The following is an 18,430-nucleotide window of genomic DNA, read 5'->3' as shown; positions in this document are numbered from 1 at the left end:
CATGACCACAATTACTGCCGTACGGGTTGAAGACATCCGCTTCCCCACCTCGCAATCCCTCGACGGTTCTGACGCGATGAACCCGGACCCTGACTACTCGGCGGCCTATGTCATCCTCGAAACCGACACCCCCGGCCTTGAAGGCCATGGCCTGACCTTCACCATCGGCCGCGGCAACGAAATCTGCTGTGCCTCGATCAAGGCCCTGGCCAGCCTGCTGGTGGGTTTGAAGCTGGAGTGGATCGCCGAAGACATGGGCCGTTTCTGGCACCACGTGACCAGCGACAGCCAGTTGCGCTGGATCGGCCCGGACAAGGGCGCCATCCACCTGGCCACCGGTGCGGTGGTCAACGCCGCCTGGGACCTGTGGGCCAAGGCCGAAGGCAAGCCGGTGTGGCGTCTGGTGGCAGACATGAGCCCCGAAGAACTGGTGCGCTGTATCGACTTTCGTTATATCACCGACTGCATCACCCCGGCAGAAGCTCTGACCCTGCTGCGCGAGCGCGCCAATGGCAAGGCCGAGCGACTGGCCTTGCTCGAGGCTGAGGGCTACCCCTGCTACACCACCTCCGCCGGCTGGCTGGGCTATGCCGACGACAAGCTGCGCAGACTGTGTCAGGAAGCGGTGGATGCGGGCTTCTCTCACGTCAAATTGAAGGTCGGCCACGACCTGCAGGACGATATCCGCCGCGTGCGTATCGCCCGGGAAGTACTGGGCCCGGATCGCAAGCTGATGATCGATGCCAATCAGGTATGGGAAGTGGACGCGGCCATCGATTGGGTGCGCGAACTGTCATTCGCCAACCCGTGGTTTATCGAAGAGCCAACCAGCCCGGACGACGTCGAAGGTCATCGAAAAATCCGCCTGGGTGTCAGCCCGGTCAAGGTAGCGACCGGCGAAATGTGCCAGAACCGTATCGTGTTCAAGCAACTGATCATGCGTGAAGCCATTGACGTGGTGCAGATCGACGCCTGCCGCCTGGGCGGGGTCAATGAAGTGCTGGCGGTGATGCTGATGGCCGCCAAGTACAACCTGCCGGTATGTCCGCACGCAGGCGGCGTTGGTCTGTGCGAGTACGTGCAGCACCTGTCGATGATCGACTACCTGTGCATCGCCGGGACTCACGAAGGCCGGGTGGTGGAGTTTGTCGACCATCTGCACGAGCACTTCGAAGACCCCTGCGTGATCCGCAACGCGGCCTATATGCCACCACAGGCTCCGGGCTTCTCGATCCAGATGAAGGCCGCCTCCCGCGAGCAGTACCGCTACCGGGGCTAAGCAAACGGACGGAGTACAACAATAATGTCGTCCCCGCACTCACTACGACTGGATGCACACCAGCACTTCTGGCGCTATGACGCCGCGGCCTATCCGTGGATAGGTCGCGACATGAGCGGTTTGCGCCAGGACTTTACCCCCGATGATCTGCGGCCCTTGCTCGATGCTGGCGGATTCGACGGTTGCATCGCCGTGCAGGCCCGCGCCTGTGCCAGTGAAACCGATCAACTGTTGCGACTGGCGCAGCGCTACCCGTGGATTCGCGCCGTGGTGGGCTGGGTCGACCTGTGTGCCCGCGACCTTGAGCAATCGCTTGAACGCTGGGCGCAAGCGCCGGTTTTGCGTGGCTTTCGTCATCAGTTGCAGGACGAACCCTCGCTCGCCCAGTTTATCCAAAATCCGGGGTTCAGCCGTGGCTTGCATACCTTGCAACGCCAGGGACTGGTCTACGAAGTGCTGGTCAAGGCCCGGGATCTGCGCACGGTTACCGAACTGTGCCAGCAGCATGACCAGCACCATCTGGTACTCGACCACCTGGGCAAACCCGATATCCAGGCCGGGGACTTGAAAACCTGGGCCAGCCAACTGGCACCGTTGGCGGCCCTGCCCCACGTCAGCTGCAAGCTGTCAGGGCTGATCACCGAAGCCCATTGGCAGGACTGGTCCAGCGCACAACTGACGCCCTATTTGCACATGGCACTGGAACTGTTTGGCCCCGAGCGCCTGATGTTCGGTTCCGACTGGCCGGTGTGCCTGTTGGCCAGCGACTACGAGGCCACTCACACCCTGGTCGCCAGCGTGTCAGAGCACGCGGCCATCTGGGGTGGTACGGCGTGCCGCGTCTACAACATAGAGGGAGTGACGCAATGAATCTGCATCTGCAAGACAAGGTGTTTATCGTGACCGGCGGCGGCTCGGGGATCGGCGCAGCCATCACCCTGGGGCTGGCTGACGAAGGTGCGATCCCGGTGATTTTCGGCCACAGCCCGCTGTCCGATGAGCTGGCCCGGCAATTGGATCAGCGCGGGGCGCAGAGCCTGTTTGTGCAGGTCGAACTGCGCGACGAAGACGCCTGCCGCGCGGCAGTCGCCAGCGTGCTGCAACGCTTCGGGCGCATTGACGGGCTGGTCAATAACGCCGGGGTCAACGATGGCGTTGGCCTTGAAGCCGGGCGCTCGGCCTTTGTCGAGTCACTGGAAAAAAACCTCATCCATTATTATCTCATGACCCATCTGTGCGTCGATGCGCTCAAGGCCAGCCGCGGTGCCATCGTCAATATCAGCTCCAAGACGGCCCTCACCGGGCAAGGCGGGACCAGCGGCTACACCGCCGCCAAGGGCGCGCAACTGTCGTTGACCCGCGAATGGGCCACTTCATTGCTGGCTGACGGGATCCGGGTCAATGCGGTGATCCCGGCCGAAGTCATGACCCCCTTGTACGAGCGCTGGATCGACACCTTCGCCGACCCGCAAGCCAAGCTGGCGAGCATTGTTGAAAAAATTCCCCTGGGCCGGCGCATGACCACGGCCGCAGAAATCGCCGACAGCGTGCTGTTTTTGCTCTCCCCGCGCGCCTCCCACACCACCGGGCAATGGCTGGTGGTGGACGGTGGCTACACCCACCTGGACCGGGCGCTGACATGAACCGCCAATGCCTGGCGCTGGACCTTAAGGACGACCCGGCGCTGATTGCCGAGTATGAGCGCTTGCACCAGAACATCTGGCCGCAGATCAGCGCCCATTTGCGCGGGTATGGCGTGCTCGACATGCAGATATGGCGCCTGGGCACGCGGCTGTTCATGGTCATGGACACAGCCCCGGGGTTTAGCGCCGAGGCCTTTGCCCGGGCTGGCGCCAGCGACCCCAAGGTGCAGGAATGGGAAGCGCTGATGTGGCGTTTTCAGCAGCCTACACCCTGGACAAAGCCCGGTGAAAAATGGGCGCCAATGGCACAGATTTTCAGCCTGAAAGATTCTCCCTGACCCTGTGGGAGCGAGCCTGCTCGCGATGGCATCACCGCGGTGGTCAGGCAAACCGAGCCGCCTGCATCGCGAGCAGGCTCGCTCCCACAGGGTGTAGATCCACGCAAACCACAACGCCGAACTCACAACAATAAGAAGGAGATGCGTCATGTCACTCAAGCACCCGAACGTCGCAGCGCCGTCCTTTACCCGGGCGGTCACGTCCTATCGCCGGGCACTGATCCTGGTCACCTGCCTGTTCTTTCTCTGGGGCCTGTCCTATGGCTTGCTCGATGTGCTCAACAAGCACTTCCAGGAAACCCTGCACGTCAGCAAGGCGCAGTCGGGCCTGCTGCAAAGCGCCTACTTTGGCGCGTATTTTCTGATAGCCCTGCCCGCCGGTTTGCTGATGGACAGGTACGGCTACAAGGCCGGCATCCTGCTGGGCCTGTGCCTCTACGCCACCGGCGCCCTGCTGTTTATGCCCGCCGCTGCGGCGCAGAGTTTTCAGTTTTTCCTGTTCGCCCTGTTTGTGATTGCCTGCGGCCTGGGCTGCCTGGAAACCGCCGCCAACCCCTACGCCACGGTGCTGGGTGAACCCGCCGGAGCCGAGCGCCGCCTGAACCTGGCGCAGTCGTTCAACGGCCTGGGGCAGTTTTTCGGCCCCTTGATTGGCGGCGCACTGTTCTTCAGCGGTGCCAACAGCACCGACACCACACAATCGCTGCAAATGACCTATCTGGTGATTGCCGCACTGGTGTTGCTGGTGGCCATCCTTATCGCCCGCACTGCGCTGCCCGACCTGCGCGAGCAGGAAGTGCAAGTTGCGCAGCACGACCACAAAGGCCTGTGGCAACACCGCGAATTCGTCACGGGGGTTATCACCCAGTTCTTTTATGTGGGAGCACAAGTTGGCGTGGGGGCGTTTTTTATCAACTACGTCACCGAGCACTGGGCGCAGATGAGCAGCCAGCAAGCCGCGTATCTGCTTTCGGTGGCCATGCTCAGCTTTATGTTCGGACGCTTTTTCAGCACCTGGCTGATGGGCAGGGTCAATGCCCAGCGCCTGCTGCTGATCTATGCGCTGATCAACGTGGCGCTGTGTGCGGTGGTGGTGCTGGGGTTTGAAGGTGTATCGGTGGTCGCGCTGGTGGCGACGTTCTTCTTTATGTCGATCATGTTCCCCACCCTGTTTGCCATGGGCGTGAAAAACCTCGGCCCACATACCAAGCGCGGCAGCTCGTTCATGATCATGGCCATTGTTGGCGGCGCGCTGCTGCCCTATGTGATGGGTCTGGTGGCCGACCACTCCTCCACGGCCGTGGCCTATCTGTTGCCAATGGGCTGTTTTGTAATCGTCGCTGCCTATGCCCGTGCTGCCCTGAAAAAAATCTGATTGCTGTACTCCACAAAAACAATAACGGAGCACCCCATGACCAACCCCGCACTGCAACAGGCGCTGAGCAAGATCCGCTGGCGCATCCTGCCCTTTGTCGCCCTGATGTTCGCCATGGCGATCATCGATCGTTCCAATATCGGCTTTGCCAAACACGCCCTGCAGGCGGACACCGGCCTGAGCAACGCGGCATTTGCCCTGGGTGCGGGGATTTTCTTTATCGGCTATGCCGTGTTCGAAGTACCGAGCAACCTGATGCTGCACAAGATCGGCGCACGCATCTGGCTGAGCCGGATCATGGTGACCTGGGGCCTGGTCTCAGCGGCGATGATGTTTGCCCACGACGAAACCAGCTTCTATATCCTGCGGTTTCTGCTGGGCGTAGCCGAAGCCGGGCTATCGCCGGGGGTGGTGTTGTACCTGACCTACTGGTTCCCGCAGAACCAGCGTGGCTCGGCCTATGGCATTTACTATTTTGGCGTGCCGGTGTCGTTGATGGTGGGCGGCCCGGTATCGGGCTGGTTGCTGGAAAGCGCGCAGTTCGGCCTTACCGGCTGGCAATGGATGTTTGTCACCGAAGGCCTGGCGGCCTCGATCATCGGCGTATTCGCGTTCTTCTACCTGACCGACAAACCCCGGGATGCCAAGTGGCTGAACACCGAAGAAAAGGCCGCGATCGAACACGAGCTGGAAAAAGAGCAACTGCAAAAAGCCAACAAAGGCCCGTCGTCGTGGCGTGCAGCAATGTTCAACCCGGTGGTGCTGTACTTCACCCTGATCTACTTCACCATTCAGGTCAGCGTGTATGGCGTGCTGTTCTACCTGCCAACGCGGATCGCCGAGTTGCTGGGTACCGGCATTGGCCTTAAGGTCGGCGCCCTGACCTCCATTCCGTGGATTGCCACCGTATGCATGCTGTACCTGGTGACACGCCATGCTGACCGCAAGGGCCAACAAACCCGCTATGCCGCATTGATGCTGGCAATGGCCGCAGTGGGCATGATCGGCTCGACCTTGAGTGGCAACCTGGTGCTGGTGATTATGGCGTTCTGCGTGGCTGCCGCCGGTTTTATCACCGTGCAACCGTTGTTCTGGACACTGCCTACCCGCTTTCTGGGTGGTGCAGCGGCGGCCAGCGGGATTGCCGTGATCGGTGCCCTGGGCAACCTGGGCGGTTTTCTTGCACCCACGGTCAAAACCTGGGCCGAGGGCTACTTCAACAACCCGCACGCGGGCATGTACTTTCTGGCCGGCACGGCGCTGCTGGGCGCATTGATGCTGATTCGCTCAGCGAGGGCGAGCGGCAATCCGGGCAAACTCCCGGCCCCGGCAGCCACACCACACTGAGGGGCACTGCGGGTATTAACACGGGTCACATGTGAGCTACATTGGGTAACAAACAACAGCCCGTAAACTCACAAAGGGTGACCCGTGAATACCAATCAAAAACTGCGCACCTTCGACCTGATCCGTGAAGCGGTACTGCCCGAGTACCGCGACCGCGTAAACGAATACCTGAGCCTCTACGAAGAGACGCTGCACAGCGCAAACACTCCGACTGCCGACATCCAGGCCAGTGCCCAACAGCTGCGCGGCTACCTGCGCGGCCTCAACACCACCCGGGTGCTGGGCATGGCTGACTGGGAAGAACTGGACCGGCGCATTACCGAGTCGTGGTTGTAACGGTAAACACCTATCCCCCCTGTGGGATCAAACCCAGATTGCGTACCACAAGGGGTAGTCCCCCACCCGCTGGACCAGCCCGGCGCGCAGCGGGTTGGCAATCACATAACGGGCCATCTGCTTGATATCTTCATCACGCCGCAAGGCATGGTCGTGGTAGCCCTGCTGCCAACGGCGGCCTGTTTGCCCAGTGGACTGCTTGATTGCGCGGGTGCTCAACGATTTTGTGCGACACATCAACTCATCCAGCGAGCCTTTATCAAGGCTGATCAGCCAATGAAAGTGATCCGGCATCACCACCCATGCCAGCGAAGTGGCCAGCCCCTGCTCTTGTGCCCGCTTGAACTGTTCGACCACCCGTCGGCCTACACGCCAGTTCAGGAAAATCGGTTGGCGTTCAAGCGTATTGGCGGTCAGAAGATAAATGCGATTTTGCTCGCTGTAACGACCACGGCGCAGGCGGTGGGAGGCAGAAAAAGAAGGCATGGCCTGACTCTATGAGTTGATGAATTTCAAAGGCTAGTCAGTAGCGGGCCAGCCACAACGGGCATCGTTTGACGGGATATGTCGTGGGACTTTTTTGTGATCACCGCAAACCTGTGAGAGCTGGATTGCCTGCGATGCACACAACGCGGTCTGGCTGGCGCACCCCGGGGATGCCATCGCGAGCAAGCCCGCTCCCACAGAGGTACGCGGCTGACCCCGGATTTTGTGAGCACCGCAAAACCTGTGGGAGCTGGATTGCCTGCGATGCACACAACGCGGTCTGGCTGGCGCACTCCGGGGATGCCATCGCGAGCAAGCCCGCTCCCACAGAGGTACGCGGTTGGCCCCGGATTTTGTGAGCACCGCAAAAACTGTGGGAGCTGGCTTGCCTGCGATGCAAACAACGCGGTCTGGCTGGCGCACCCCGGGGATGCCATCGCGAGCAAGCCCGCTCCCACAGAGGTACGCGGCTGACCCCGGATTTTTGTGAGCACCGCAAAACCTGTGGGAGCTGGCTTGCCTGCGATGCACACAACGCGGTCTGGCTGGCGCACCCCGGGGATGCCATCGCGAGCAAGCCCGCTCCCACAAGGGCTCAGTCAGGCGGGTACAAGGGTGACCAAGGGCGCTTCCGGTGCCTGCGGTTCCTTGAGCAACGCAAAGTAGGCAAAGGCCGAACACGCCGCCACCACCGCACTGATCACAAATGCCGAGGAAAACGAACCGCTCTGCTGCACGCTGAATCCAGTCAGAATCGGCGCTATGGAACCTGCCAGGTAACCGCCAAAGTTCTGGATCGAGCCAAACGAAGCCACACGCTCCGACGGCACAATGGTGTTGACGATCATCCACGCCGTGGCACTGGAGATGTTGATAAAGAACATGGTCAGGCACAGCAGGATCACGCACGCCACCACGTTGGTGGTAAAGGCCACAATCAGGGTAAACAGCGCCCCGCCCAGCAGCCCCAGAATCACCATCAGCTTGCGGCTGGCCAACACCCGCATGCCTCGTGCCACCAGTCGATCACAGCATTTACCGGCCACAATGGTGCCCAACGCGCCAAACAAATAAGCCAGCGATACCACCCAGGCCGTGCGATACAGATCCAGACCGTGCTCACGCTCAAAATAACCGGGCAACCAGGTGAGATTGAGCCAGATCATGTAAATCACACCCATAAACCCGAGGAACGCCCCCCAGGTGTTGCGATCCCTGAACAACGAGGTCCAGCGCACTTTCGCCGCCTTGACCTGTTGCACCGGCACCGGTTCCGCACGACCTGTCTCGGCCATGTATTGCGCCTTGCTCTTGTAGAACTTGAACCAGCACAGTGCCAATACCAGTCCCATGACGCCGGTAAGGATAAACATCCCGCGCCAGCCCAGATGCACCATGAAAACAGTCAACAACGGCGGGGCCAGGCACGGGCCGATACAAGTCGAAGACCACACCCAGCCGGTCGCCGTGCCGCGCTCCTGGGTATCGAACCACTCCGACAATGCCTTGGCCGCCGAAGGAAACACCGGCGCCTCACCTATCCCCAGCAACACCCGCAAGCCGACCAGATGGCCATAGCTGCTGAACAGGCCGAAGGCCGCCTGCGCAACCGACCACACCACCAGCGATCCACCCAGTGCCAGCTTGCTGCCCAACTTGTCGATCAAGGCACCAAGAGGCAGTTGTGAAAAGGCGTAGGCAATGGAGAACGCCGAGAGCATCACCCCCATTTGCATCGGGCTGATGGCCAGGTCTTTCTGGATGGTGGTGTTGGCGATGGATAAGGCGCTGCGGTCAAGGTAGTTGACCACGCCAATCAGGAACAGGAAGAAGATCGTCAGCGTCTTGTAGCTTTTTATTGTTCTCATACGCGCCTCTCATGAGCGGTTGCGCCCCTACCCGACAGGTGGGGCGACGCTCACTTTAGAGGGCGGTTTGGCCTGTGCCCAATTACATCATTCCATCAGTTAATAACCGCGCGTTATCAAGGTGTCTGGCGAGCACCGCGCAGGGCATCGGGACCACTTAACAAGGCGTCGATAAAGGCTTTTGCCGACCACTGCGGGACATCGTTGCGCCGGGTAATCACCCCGTAGTCAGCCAGCACCAGCGGAAACGGCAAGGCCAGGCGGGTCAGGCGACCGGCCTGGATTTCCGGTTCGACCATCGACTCGGCCAGCATCGCCACCGACGGGGTGGTTTGCAGCAGTTGCATGGTGGTCTGCAAGGACACGGTTTCGACGGTGTTTTCCGGGGTCTGCATGCCTGCTTCGACGAAGGCTTTTTCCACCCGCGCGCGCATCGGCGTGCCCGTCGGGTAAATCACCCACGGCCAACTGCCCAAATCCGCCAGTGGCACTTCACTGGCCCCGGCCAGCGGGTGCTGGCTGCCCGTAACCAGGCACAACGGCTCCGGCGCCAGCGCCTGGAATTCAAACAACTCACGATGACGATCGAGGGTAAAACGGGCCACCACCAGGTCCAGTTCCTTGTGCTCGAGCAAGGTCAGCATATTGGCACTGGTGCCCTCAAGCACTTGCACGGTGAGCAACGGCCAGTCCTGCTTGACCCGCACAATGGCAGCAGGCACGGCCAGGGCTGTGGCCGCATAAATGGTGCCGACCTTGATCAGGCCATGCCCACCCTGGCGCAGATGGTTGATCTGGCTGACAAACTGACCGGTGTCGTTCAACGCGATCTGGGCAAAACGGGCCACATGGCTGCCCAGATCGGTAAGGGTCATGCTGCGCGGCAAACGGGCAAATACTTCGAAGCCAAGCTGGTGCTCGATTTCGCGCAACATCTTGCTCACGGCTGGCTGGCTGATGCTCATTTCCTGCGCAGTCGCATGCATGTTTTGCGTGCGCGCCAGGGTGTCGATCAGCACCAAATGGCGAAACCGCAGCCAGTTGCACAACTGGTTAAATCCGACATCCGCCATCCGATAACCCCCGGTTATTAAGACCTGAGAATATCTCATTGGCGATTATCGCAAAGCAATATTAGTGTGCAGCTGTTGGGCCAAATAATAACAACGGACTTTCGTCATGAACCTAGCCAACAAACGTGTGCTGATAACTGCTGCGGCGCAAGGCATAGGCCGCGCTTCGGTACTGGCCTTTCGCGATGCGGGCGCGCAGGTCATCGCCACCGACCTGCATGTCGAAGCCCTGCAAGATATCCCCGGTATTCAAGTCCTTCCCCTGGACGTGACCCAAGCTTGCGCCATCGATGCCATCTGCCAGCAACTGGGCGCTATCGACGTACTGTTCAACTGCGCAGGCTATGTGCACAGCGGTGCCCTGCTGGAGTGCGACGAGCAGGCCTGGCAATTTTCTTTCGACCTCAATGTCACCGCCATGTACCGCATGATCCGCGGCTTCCTCCCCGGCATGCTGGAAAACGGCGGCGGCTCGATCATCAACATGGCTTCGGTGGCCTCCAGCGTCAAAGGCGTGCCCAACCGGTTTGCCTACACCGCCAGCAAGGCTGCGGTGATCGGCCTGACCAAATCGGTCGCCGCCGACTACGTGCGCCAGGGCATTCGCTGCAACGCCATTTGCCCCGGCACGGTGGACTCCCCTTCGCTACGCCAGCGCATCGCTGAACAGGCCCTTGAGCAAGGGCGCTCCGAAGCTGAGGTCTATCAGGCCTTTGTTGACCGCCAGCCCATGGGCCGCATCGGCAGCGCTAAAGAAATCGCACAACTGGCGCTGTACCTGGCCAGCGATGCCAGCAGCTACACCACCGGCACAGTCCAGGTGATCGATGGCGGGATGAGTAATTAAGCATTTTGTGGGAAACCCTGTGGGAGCGAGCCTGCTCGCGATGCAGGCACCTCGGTGTTTAAGTGGCACCGCATTGATGCATTCGCGAGCAGGCTCGCTCCCACACTAGATTTATTTCCATGCACCAAAGGAGCTTTTATGAAACTGCTGCGCTACGGCGATAAAGGTCAGGAAAAACCCGGCCTGCTCGATGCCCAAGGCAATATCCGCGATTTGTCGGCGCATATCACCGACGTTGCAGGCGCTGCGCTGTCAGCCGCAAGCCTGGAAACACTGAGCAAAATCGACCCCGCCAGTTTGCCGCTGGTCAGCGGTTCGCCACGTATCGGCGCCTGCGTCGGCCAGGTCGGCAAATTTATCTGCATCGGCCTGAACTATGCCGACCACGCTGCCGAATCGGGCCTGGCGGTGCCGTCGGAACCGGTGGTATTCAGCAAATGGACCAGCGCCATCTGCGGTCCCAACGACAACGTGGAAATCCCCCGCGACTCGACCAAAACCGACTGGGAAGTCGAGCTGGGCGTGGTGATCGGCAAGGGTGGACGCAATATCGATGAACATAACGCCCTGGAGCACGTGGCCGGATACTGCGTGATCAACGATGTGTCGGAGCGCGAATGGCAGATCGAACGTGGCGGCACCTGGGACAAGGGCAAGGGCTTTGACACCTTTGGCCCCCTCGGACCATGGCTGGTGACCCGCGATGAGATCAGCGACCCGCACCAGCTCGACCTTTGGCTTGAAGTCGACGGACAGCGCTACCAGAACGGCAACACCCGCACCATGGTCTTTCAGATCCCGGCCCTGATTGCTTACCTGAGCCGCTGCATGTCGCTGCAACCGGGCGACGTGATTTCCACCGGCACACCGCCGGGTGTGGGCCTGGGGATCAAGCCAACCCCGGTGTACCTGCGCGCAGGCCAGGTCATGCACCTGGGCATCAGCGGCCTTGGCGAACAGCGCCAGCTCACCGTACAGGCCGACTGACTTCACGCTCACACAACTATAAGAAAGGGTTTTACACATGCGCATTCTGATTACTGGCGGCACCGGCTTTATCGGCAAACAACTGGCCCAGCGCCTGCTCGACATGAACAGCCTGACCTTTGAAGGCCAGGCGCCTCGCACCATTGAGCGCATCGTGTTGTTCGACGCCTTTGCCGGCGAAGATGTGCCGAGCGACCCGCGTATCGAACTGGTGACCGGCGATATAGCCGACCCCGATGTCATCGCCCGCGTCACCGATGGCGTGGATCTGGTATGGCATCTGGCAGCCGTGGTCAGCTCGGCGGCCGAAGCGGATTTCGACCTGGGCATGCAGGTCAACCTGCACGGCCTGATGCTGCTGCTCGAAACCCTGCGCAAGCAAGGCAACGCGCCGCGCTTCGTCTACGCCAGCGGTTTTGCAGTATTCGGCGGCGCCCTGCCGCCAGTAGTCGATGACAACACCGTGCTTACCCCGCAATCGTCCTACGGCATGCAAAAAGCCGTAGGCGAATTGCTGGTCGCCGACTATGCGCGCAAAGGCTTTGTCGACGGCCGGGTGCTGCGCCTGCCAACCGTGGCTGTACGCCCCGGCAAGCCGAACAAGGCGGCCTCGACCTTCTTCAGTTCGATCATCCGCGAGCCACTGGTGGGCCTGCCTGCCGTATGCCCGGTACGCCCGGATACCCAGGTTTACCTCACCTCGCCGCGGCGCATTATTGAGTCGATGCTGCTGGGCATGACCCTGTCGCCAGAAACCCTGGGCAACCAGCGCATTATCCCGCTGCCGGGCGTGACCACCACCGTGGCCGACATGGTCGCGGCGCTGCAACGGGTGGCCGGTGATGACGTGGCCAAACTGATTCGCTGGGAGCCCGACGCGACTATCCAGCGTATCGTCGAAAGCTGGCCGAGCAAGGTAGAAGCCCCCCGCGCCCGTGCCCTGGGCTTTACCGCCGACGCGGACTTCGATGCCATCGTGCGCGCACATATCGAGGATACGGCCGACAAATAACCCACCACCCCCTTGTGGGAGCGGGCTTGCTCGCGATCAAGGCGACGCGGTGCAACTGAAGCCCCGCAGCGATCCCATCGCGAGCAAGCCCGCTCCCACAAAAAGCCCTGTCTCACCCAAATGCTGCAACGCTCACGCTACTCACAACAATAAAAACTGAGGTCGTGCCACATGACTACTCCACTCACCGATGTCTCGGACATCGAACAACAGACAATCAAGCGCGTGACCAGGCGCATGATTCCTTTTCTTGTACTGCTGTTTGTGGTCGCCTTTCTGGACCGCAACAACGTCGGTTTCGCCGCACTGCGCATGAACGAAGATATCGGCATCAGCCAGACCATTTATGGCCTGGGCGCAGGTATTTTCTTCCTCGGCTATTTCATGTTCGAAGTGCCGAGCAACATTTTGCTGCACCGCTACGGCGCCCGTGTATGGATCGCGCGGATCATGGTGACCTGGGGCATCATCGCCGGCGCCATGGGCTTCCTGCAGACACCCATCCACTTCATTTCCCTGCGCGTGCTGCTGGGTATTGCCGAAGCCGGGTTCTTCCCTGGCGTGATCTATCTGCTGTCGCTGTGGTTCCCGAGCCGCTATCGCGCACGCATGATCGCCTCGTTTTATCTGGGCGTACCCATCGCGCAAATCATCGGCGCACCGCTGTCGGTGGGCCTGATGGAGATGGGCGATGCCTGGGGCTTTGTCGGCTGGCGCCTGATGTATATCGTCGAAGCCGTACCGGCGGTGATCCTCGGTGTGGTGTGCTACTTCTACCTCACCGACCACCCGGCCGATGCCCACTGGCTGACCGACAAACAGCGCACCTGGCTGATCAACACCCTGGCCCAGGAAGAGCGCAACAAACCGCTGGTGGTGGGAGTACAACCGTCCAAGGGCCAGATGATCCGCAAGGCCCTGTGCAACCGCCAGGTATGGCTGCTGGCACTGGTGTATTTCGGCATCACCTCGGGCTCCAACGCGATGAACTTCTTCATGCCAACGGTTCTGGCATCGTTCCGCGGTACCTTCGGCCTGGAAATCGGCCTGATGCAGAACGGCCTGATCACCGCCATTCCCTATGCCGTTGCTGCTGTGGCGATGATCTGGTGGAGCCGGCGCTCTGACCGCCTGCAAGAACGTCACTGGCATGCCGGCGGTGCCGCCATGCTCGCGGCAGTGTCGATTGCCGTGGCGCTGTGGCTCAACCAGCCGTGGATCATTGTCATCGGTTTCATTCTGCTGGCGATGGGCGTGTACAGCGCGATCAACGTGTTCTGGGCAGTCCCCGGGCAAGTGCTGACCGGTGTCGGCGCGGCCGTGGGCATTGGCCTGATCAACTCCATCGGCAACCTCAGCGGTTTTATCGGCCCTTACCTGACCGGGTACCTGTTCACCGTGACCGGCAGCTACACCCCGGGGTTTCTGGTGATCGCCGCACTGGTTGGCCTGGGTGGCCTGGGCATGGTGCTGATGCCGCGCAATAAAGAATCGCAAATTGGCGCCGCACTGGCCCCTGCCACTGGAGGAAAAGCATGAACCTGCCAAGCGTAGCCTTTATCGGTACCGGGATCATGGGCCTGCCCATGGCCCGCAACCTGCTGCACGCCGGCTTCCCGGTGCGGGCCTGGAACCGCTCCCCGGGCAAGTTGCAGGCGCTGGCAACACTGGGGGCGGCGGTTGCGCCGACCCCGGCAGGCGCGGCAGACGGTGCTCAGGTGCTGATCTGCATGCTCAGCGATGGCCCAACCTGTGACGAGGTGCTGTTTGGTGAAAACGGTGCCGCCCTGGCACTGGCACCGGGGGCGCTGGTGATCGTGATGAGTTCGATCCCGGTCGACACCGCCGTTGAACAGGCGCGGTTATGTGCCGAACGCCGCCTGCGTTACCTCGACGCCCCGGTGTCGGGGGGCGAGCGCGGGGCGCGGGAAGCCAGCCTGGCAATCATGGTTGGCGGCGAAGTGGCCGCCTTTGAGCAGGGCCGCGAAGTACTGGCCGCCATGGGCCGCCCGGTGCATGTCGGCCCGGCGGGCACCGGCGAGTTGTCCAAGCTGGTCAACCAGTTGATCGTCGCCAGCACCATCGCCACCGTCGCCGAAGGCCTGCTGCTGGCCGAGCGCGGTGGCGCCGACCCGGCGAAAGTCCACGAGGCGCTGATGGGCGGTTTTGTCGACTCGCCGATCTGGCGCCAGCACGGCCAACGCATGCTGAACAACGATTTCACTCCCGGTGGCCCGGCCAAATGGCAGCTCAAGGACACCCGCACCGCCCTCGCCCAGGCGCAGAAGCTGGGCCTGGACCTGCCCGTCGGCAGCCTGGTAGACAGCCTGTTTGCCGCCATGGTCGAGGCCGGTGACGGCGAACTCGACCACGCCGGACTGATCCGCCAGTTGCGCCGCAACAACCCATTGCCTGAATAAAATAATCAGCCGGAGCCTGCCATGACCGATTCAACCCCACGCCGCCTGCGCAGCCAGCTGTGGTTCGACGACCCAAGCCACGCCGACCTGACCGCACTGTATGTGGAACGCTACATGAACCAGGGCCTGACCCGCGCCGAACTGCAATCGGGGCGGCCGATTATCGGCATCGCCCAGACCGGCAGCGACCTGACACCCTGCAACCGCCATCACATCGAACTGGCCAAGCGGGTCAAGGACGGCATTCGCGATGCAGGTGGCATCCCGATGGAGTTTCCGGTACACCCGATTGCCGAACAGTCGCGCCGCCCCACCGCGGCCCTCGACCGCAACCTCGCCTACCTGGGCCTGGTCGAGGTGCTGCATGGTTACCCGCTGGACGGCGTAGTGCTGACCACCGGTTGCGACAAAACCACCCCGGCCTGCCTGATGGCAGCGGCCACCACCGACCTGCCTTCCATCGTGCTGTCCGGCGGGCCGATGCTCGACGGCTGGCACAAAGGCCAGCGCATTGGTTCGGGCACCGTACTGTGGCATGCGCGCAATCTGCTCAGCGCCGGCGAAATCGATTACGAAGGTTTTATGACCCTGACCACCGCATCATCGCCGTCGGTGGGTCACTGCAACACCATGGGCACTGCGCTGTCGATGAACGCCCTGGCCGAGGCACTGGGTATGTCCCTGCCCGGCTGCGCGAGCATCCCGGCACCGTACCGCGAGCGCGGGCAAATGGCCTATGCCACCGGGATGCGCATCGTCGACCTGGTGCGCGAAGACGTACGCCCCTCCCAGATCATGACCCACGCGGCCTTCGAAAACGCCATTGCCGTGGCCTCGGCGCTGGGCGCATCCACCAACTGCCCGCCGCACCTGATTGCCATCGCCCGCCACAGCGGTATCGAGCTGTCACTGGAAGACTGGCAGCGCGTCGGCGAAGACGTGCCCTTGCTGGTCAACTGCATGCCCGCCGGCGAGTACCTGGGTGAAAGTTTCCACCGCGCAGGCGGTGTACCGGCGGTGATGCATGAACTGGACAAGGTCGGCCGCCTGCACCGCGACTGCCTCACGGTCAGTGGCCGCAGCATGGGTGAAGTGGTTGCCGACTGCGTCACCGGCGACCGTGACGTGATCCGTTCCTACGAAGACCCGCTGATGCACCGAGCCGGTTTTATCGTACTCAGCGGCAACTTCTTCGACAGTGCCATCATGAAAATGTCAGTGGTGGGCGAAGCATTTCGCAAGACCTACCTCAGCGACCCGTTGCAACCCAACAGCTTCGAAGCGCGGGCTATTGTGTTCGAGGGCCCGGAAGACTACACGGCGCGGATCAACGACCCTTCGCTGGACATCGACGAGCGCTGCATTCTGGTGATTCGAGGCTGCGGCACCGTGGGCTTCCCCGGCAGCGGCGAGGTCGTGAACATGGCGCCACCTTCCAACCTGATCAAGGCCGGGATCGACTCCCTGCCCTGCATGGGTGATGGCCGCCAAAGCGGCACCTCGGCCAGCCCGTCAATTCTCAACATGTCCCCGGAATCTGCGGTGGGTGGCGGTCTGTCGTTACTGCGCACCGGCGATCGCCTGCGCGTCGACCTCAACGCGCGCAGCGTCAACCTGCTGGTGGACGAAAGCGTGCTCAACGAACGCCGCCAGGAACCGCTGCCACCGCTGGCCCCGTCACAAACTCCGTGGCAGGAACTCTACCGCCAACTGGTCGGCCAGCTCTCCACCGGCGGCTGCCTCGAACCGGCCACCCTGTACTGGCGCGTGATCCCGGAAAACGGCCCGCCCCGTCACTCCCACTAGACACGACAAACACATGACTTGTGGGAGCGAGCCTGCTCGCGAAGCAGACACTGCAGATGGTCAGCCAACCCGTGGTGACTTGATCGCGACCAAGCTCGCTCCCACCAAGCACTCTTTTCAAGGATCACGTATATGCAAACGCTGCAATTGACCATAGAAAACACCCTGCCCGATGACTGGCAGCGCGCCACCCTGGTCGGTCGCGTGTGGTTGCCCGGCGAACGTGGCGGCCCGGCCGTGGTGGTGATTCGTGACGGTGAAGTAATTGATTGCACGGCCCACTTCCCCACCCTGAGCCTGCTGCTCGATAGCGACAACCCGCTGCATGCCGTGCGTGAAATCCGCGGCACCGTATTGGGCACGATCCAGGCCTTGCTGGCCAACAGCGGCGAGCAGCGCGACATGGCCAAACCCTACCTGCTGGCCCCGGCAGATCTGCAAGTGATCAAGGCGGCGGGTGTCACCTTTGCTGCCAGCATGATCGAACGGGTGATCGAGGAAAAAGCCGGAGGCGATGCCCTCCGTGCCGAAGAGGTTCGTGCCCTGGTGCACGAAGTGATTGGTAATAACCTGCGCGACCTGCGCCCCGGCTCGCCAGAAGCCATGCGCCTCAAACAAGTGCTGATCGAACAGAACATGTGGTCGCAGTACCTGGAAGTGGGCATCGGCCCCGACGCCGAAATTTTCACCAAGGCACCGATCCTCGCTGCTGTGGGCAGCGGCAGCGCCATTGGTATCCACCCCGGTTCAAGCTGGAACAACCCGGAGCCGGAAGTGGTGCTGGCGGTAGACAGCCAGGGCCGAATCCACGGCGCGACCCTGGGCAACGACGTCAACCTGCGCGACTTCGAAGGTCGCAGCGCGTTACTGCTGAGCAAGGCCAAGGACAACAACGCCTCCTGTGCACTGGGGCCCTTTATTCGCCTGTTTGACGAACACTTCAACCTCGACGACGTGCGCCATTGTGAAGTGACCTTGCGTGTTGAAGGTGTCGATGGCTACGTGCTGAACGGTAAAAGCTCAATGAACCAGATCAGCCGCGATCCGGCGGACCTGGCCGAACAGACGCTCAACGCCAACCACCAGTACCCGGACGGTTTTGTCCTGTTCCTGGGTACCCTGTTCGCTCCTACCGAAGACCGCGACCAGCCGGGCCAGGGGTTTACCCATAAGGCCGATGATGTTGTAAGCATCTCGTCACCGACACTGGGAGCGTTGCACAACCGCGTGACCGGCAGCGACCAGGCGCCACAATGGGCGTTCGGGGTCAGTGCACTGATGAAGAACCTGGCGGGCCGCGGGCTGCTCGGCCAGGCCTGACTGGCTGATTGAAAGCCACAAAAAAGGCCCCGCCTGTTCAACAGTGCGGGGCCTTTGCGTATCTGGTGTCCCAGGCGGGGTTCGAACCTGCAACCTTCCCCTTAGGAGGGGGATGCTCTATCCAATTGAGCTACTGAGACAAATAACGGCGTGCATGGTAACGGGCATGCCTGGGTTTGTCATGTCGTGAGTGGTCTTTTTAACTGTAAGACAGCGGCCTAAATAGATTTTTTTGCCTCCGATGAGCGGTACGAGGTTGCGATCGACTGCACAGCACAGGCAAGGCTCAGGCG

At 61.4% G+C, this 18,430-nt stretch carries 17 protein-coding genes and 1 tRNA gene; 14 read left to right on the top strand and 4 right to left on the bottom strand.

Annotated elements, in window-relative coordinates; translation table 11 throughout:
• The first annotated feature begins 1 nt into the window (after position 1).
• From PPTH39_RS13310 to PPTH39_RS13280, 7 genes are all read left to right on the top strand, one after another.
• Positions 2-1,279, top strand: a complete 1,278-nt coding sequence (locus PPTH39_RS13310; protein ID WP_095019231.1) for an L-fuconate dehydratase — start codon at positions 2-4, stop codon at positions 1,277-1,279.
• A gap of 24 nt (positions 1,280-1,303) precedes the next feature.
• Positions 1,304-2,149 carry an amidohydrolase family protein gene (locus tag PPTH39_RS13305; protein ID WP_130872054.1) on the top strand — a complete coding sequence of 282 codons (846 nt, stop codon included), beginning with the start codon at positions 1,304-1,306 and terminating at the stop codon, positions 2,147-2,149.
• A complete protein-coding gene (locus PPTH39_RS13300) occupies positions 2,146-2,922 on the top strand; it encodes an L-fucose dehydrogenase (protein WP_095001839.1) in 777 nt (258 codons plus the stop codon). The genes PPTH39_RS13305 and PPTH39_RS13300 overlap by 4 nt, the downstream gene beginning before the upstream one ends.
• Positions 2,919-3,260: an L-rhamnose mutarotase gene (locus PPTH39_RS13295; protein ID WP_095001840.1), complete on the top strand. Its 342-nt coding sequence runs from the start codon at positions 2,919-2,921 to the stop codon at positions 3,258-3,260. Before PPTH39_RS13300 ends, PPTH39_RS13295 begins: the two co-directional genes overlap by 4 nt.
• Before the next feature lie 148 nt (positions 3,261-3,408).
• Positions 3,409-4,635: an L-fucose:H+ symporter permease gene (gene fucP / locus PPTH39_RS13290; protein ID WP_095001841.1), complete on the top strand. Its 1,227-nt coding sequence runs from the start codon at positions 3,409-3,411 to the stop codon at positions 4,633-4,635.
• A 36-nt stretch (positions 4,636-4,671) separates the two neighbouring features.
• Positions 4,672-5,982 carry an MFS transporter gene (locus PPTH39_RS13285; RefSeq protein ID WP_095001842.1) on the top strand — a complete coding sequence of 437 codons (1,311 nt, stop codon included), beginning with the start codon at positions 4,672-4,674 and terminating at the stop codon, positions 5,980-5,982.
• 84 nt (positions 5,983-6,066) lie between these two features.
• Positions 6,067-6,318, top strand: coding sequence for a hypothetical protein (locus tag PPTH39_RS13280; RefSeq protein ID WP_095001843.1), 252 nt, complete (start codon positions 6,067-6,069; stop codon positions 6,316-6,318).
• A 27-nt stretch (positions 6,319-6,345) separates the two neighbouring features.
• Here PPTH39_RS13280 and PPTH39_RS13275 read toward each other — a convergent pair whose 3' ends face one another.
• The 3 genes from PPTH39_RS13275 to PPTH39_RS13265 form a co-directional block, all read right to left on the bottom strand.
• Positions 6,346-6,804 (bottom strand): REP-associated tyrosine transposase, encoded by a 459-nt coding sequence (locus PPTH39_RS13275; RefSeq protein WP_130872053.1) that lies wholly within the window; start codon positions 6,802-6,804, stop codon positions 6,346-6,348.
• A 599-nt stretch (positions 6,805-7,403) separates the two neighbouring features.
• Entirely contained in the window at positions 7,404-8,672 is a 1,269-nt protein-coding gene (locus PPTH39_RS13270; RefSeq protein WP_130872052.1) for an MFS transporter, read from the bottom strand.
• Between the two features lie 116 nt (positions 8,673-8,788).
• Positions 8,789-9,745 (bottom strand): LysR family transcriptional regulator, encoded by a 957-nt coding sequence (locus PPTH39_RS13265; protein WP_095003378.1) that lies wholly within the window; start codon positions 9,743-9,745, stop codon positions 8,789-8,791.
• Between the two features lie 106 nt (positions 9,746-9,851).
• On the opposite strand from PPTH39_RS13265, the gene PPTH39_RS13260 reads away from it, so the two are divergent.
• The 7 genes from PPTH39_RS13260 to PPTH39_RS13230 all read left to right on the top strand — a co-directional run bounded on the left by PPTH39_RS13260 (position 9,852) and on the right by PPTH39_RS13230 (position 18,137).
• A complete protein-coding gene (locus tag PPTH39_RS13260; RefSeq protein ID WP_130872051.1) occupies positions 9,852-10,592 on the top strand; it encodes an SDR family oxidoreductase in 741 nt (246 codons plus the stop codon).
• Positions 10,593-10,730: 138 nt separating this feature from the next.
• Positions 10,731-11,579: an ureidoglycolate lyase gene (locus tag PPTH39_RS13255; RefSeq protein WP_095020876.1), complete on the top strand. Its 849-nt coding sequence runs from the start codon at positions 10,731-10,733 to the stop codon at positions 11,577-11,579.
• Positions 11,580-11,616: 37 nt separating this feature from the next.
• Positions 11,617-12,591, top strand: coding sequence for a D-erythronate dehydrogenase (gene denD / locus PPTH39_RS13250; protein WP_095023003.1), 975 nt, complete (start codon positions 11,617-11,619; stop codon positions 12,589-12,591).
• A 171-nt stretch (positions 12,592-12,762) separates the two neighbouring features.
• Complete coding sequence (locus PPTH39_RS13245) at positions 12,763-14,130, top strand: MFS transporter (protein ID WP_130872050.1); 1,368 nt, start codon at positions 12,763-12,765, stop codon at positions 14,128-14,130.
• Complete coding sequence (locus PPTH39_RS13240; RefSeq protein ID WP_095025901.1) at positions 14,127-15,011, top strand: NAD(P)-dependent oxidoreductase; 885 nt, start codon at positions 14,127-14,129, stop codon at positions 15,009-15,011. Before PPTH39_RS13245 ends, PPTH39_RS13240 begins: the two co-directional genes overlap by 4 nt.
• Positions 15,012-15,032: 21 nt before the next feature.
• Positions 15,033-16,817, top strand: a complete 1,785-nt coding sequence (locus PPTH39_RS13235; protein WP_095026589.1) for an IlvD/Edd family dehydratase — start codon at positions 15,033-15,035, stop codon at positions 16,815-16,817.
• A gap of 132 nt (positions 16,818-16,949) precedes the next feature.
• Complete coding sequence (locus PPTH39_RS13230; RefSeq protein ID WP_130872049.1) at positions 16,950-18,137, top strand: fumarylacetoacetate hydrolase family protein; 1,188 nt, start codon at positions 16,950-16,952, stop codon at positions 18,135-18,137.
• Positions 18,138-18,200: 63 nt separating this feature from the next.
• Here PPTH39_RS13230 and PPTH39_RS13225 read toward each other — a convergent pair.
• Positions 18,201-18,277: transfer RNA gene (locus PPTH39_RS13225), tRNA-Arg, on the bottom strand.
• Positions 18,278-18,430: the final 153 nt, after the last annotated feature.

It is taken from the genome of Pseudomonas bubulae (assembly GCF_900618535.1).
GTDB classification, from domain to species: Bacteria; Pseudomonadota; Gammaproteobacteria; order Pseudomonadales; family Pseudomonadaceae; genus Aquipseudomonas; species Aquipseudomonas bubulae.
This window is presented reverse-complemented; position numbering and strand designations above follow the sequence as displayed.

Excerpts from the sequence above, each read along its gene's own strand:
- PPTH39_RS13310 (WP_095019231.1), top strand. The coding sequence starts at position 2 with ATGACCACAATTACTGCCGTACGGGTTGAAGACATCCGCTTCCCCACC.
- PPTH39_RS13305 (WP_130872054.1), top strand. The coding sequence starts at position 1,304 with ATGTCGTCCCCGCACTCACTACGACTGGATGCACACCAGCACTTCTGG.
- PPTH39_RS13300 (WP_095001839.1), top strand. The coding sequence starts at position 2,146 with ATGAATCTGCATCTGCAAGACAAGGTGTTTATCGTGACCGGCGGCGGC.
- PPTH39_RS13295 (WP_095001840.1), top strand. The coding sequence starts at position 2,919 with ATGAACCGCCAATGCCTGGCGCTGGACCTTAAGGACGACCCGGCGCTG.
- fucP (WP_095001841.1), top strand. The coding sequence starts at position 3,409 with ATGTCACTCAAGCACCCGAACGTCGCAGCGCCGTCCTTTACCCGGGCG.
- PPTH39_RS13285 (WP_095001842.1), top strand. The coding sequence starts at position 4,672 with ATGACCAACCCCGCACTGCAACAGGCGCTGAGCAAGATCCGCTGGCGC.
- PPTH39_RS13275 (WP_130872053.1), bottom strand. The coding sequence starts at position 6,804 with ATGCCTTCTTTTTCTGCCTCCCACCGCCTGCGCCGTGGTCGTTACAGC.
- PPTH39_RS13270 (WP_130872052.1), bottom strand. The coding sequence starts at position 8,672 with ATGAGAACAATAAAAAGCTACAAGACGCTGACGATCTTCTTCCTGTTC.
- PPTH39_RS13265 (WP_095003378.1), bottom strand. The coding sequence starts at position 9,745 with ATGGCGGATGTCGGATTTAACCAGTTGTGCAACTGGCTGCGGTTTCGC.
- PPTH39_RS13260 (WP_130872051.1), top strand. The coding sequence starts at position 9,852 with ATGAACCTAGCCAACAAACGTGTGCTGATAACTGCTGCGGCGCAAGGC.
- PPTH39_RS13255 (WP_095020876.1), top strand. The coding sequence starts at position 10,731 with ATGAAACTGCTGCGCTACGGCGATAAAGGTCAGGAAAAACCCGGCCTG.
- denD (WP_095023003.1), top strand. The coding sequence starts at position 11,617 with ATGCGCATTCTGATTACTGGCGGCACCGGCTTTATCGGCAAACAACTG.
- PPTH39_RS13245 (WP_130872050.1), top strand. The coding sequence starts at position 12,763 with ATGACTACTCCACTCACCGATGTCTCGGACATCGAACAACAGACAATC.
- PPTH39_RS13240 (WP_095025901.1), top strand. The coding sequence starts at position 14,127 with ATGAACCTGCCAAGCGTAGCCTTTATCGGTACCGGGATCATGGGCCTG.
- PPTH39_RS13235 (WP_095026589.1), top strand. The coding sequence starts at position 15,033 with ATGACCGATTCAACCCCACGCCGCCTGCGCAGCCAGCTGTGGTTCGAC.
- PPTH39_RS13230 (WP_130872049.1), top strand. The coding sequence starts at position 16,950 with ATGCAAACGCTGCAATTGACCATAGAAAACACCCTGCCCGATGACTGG.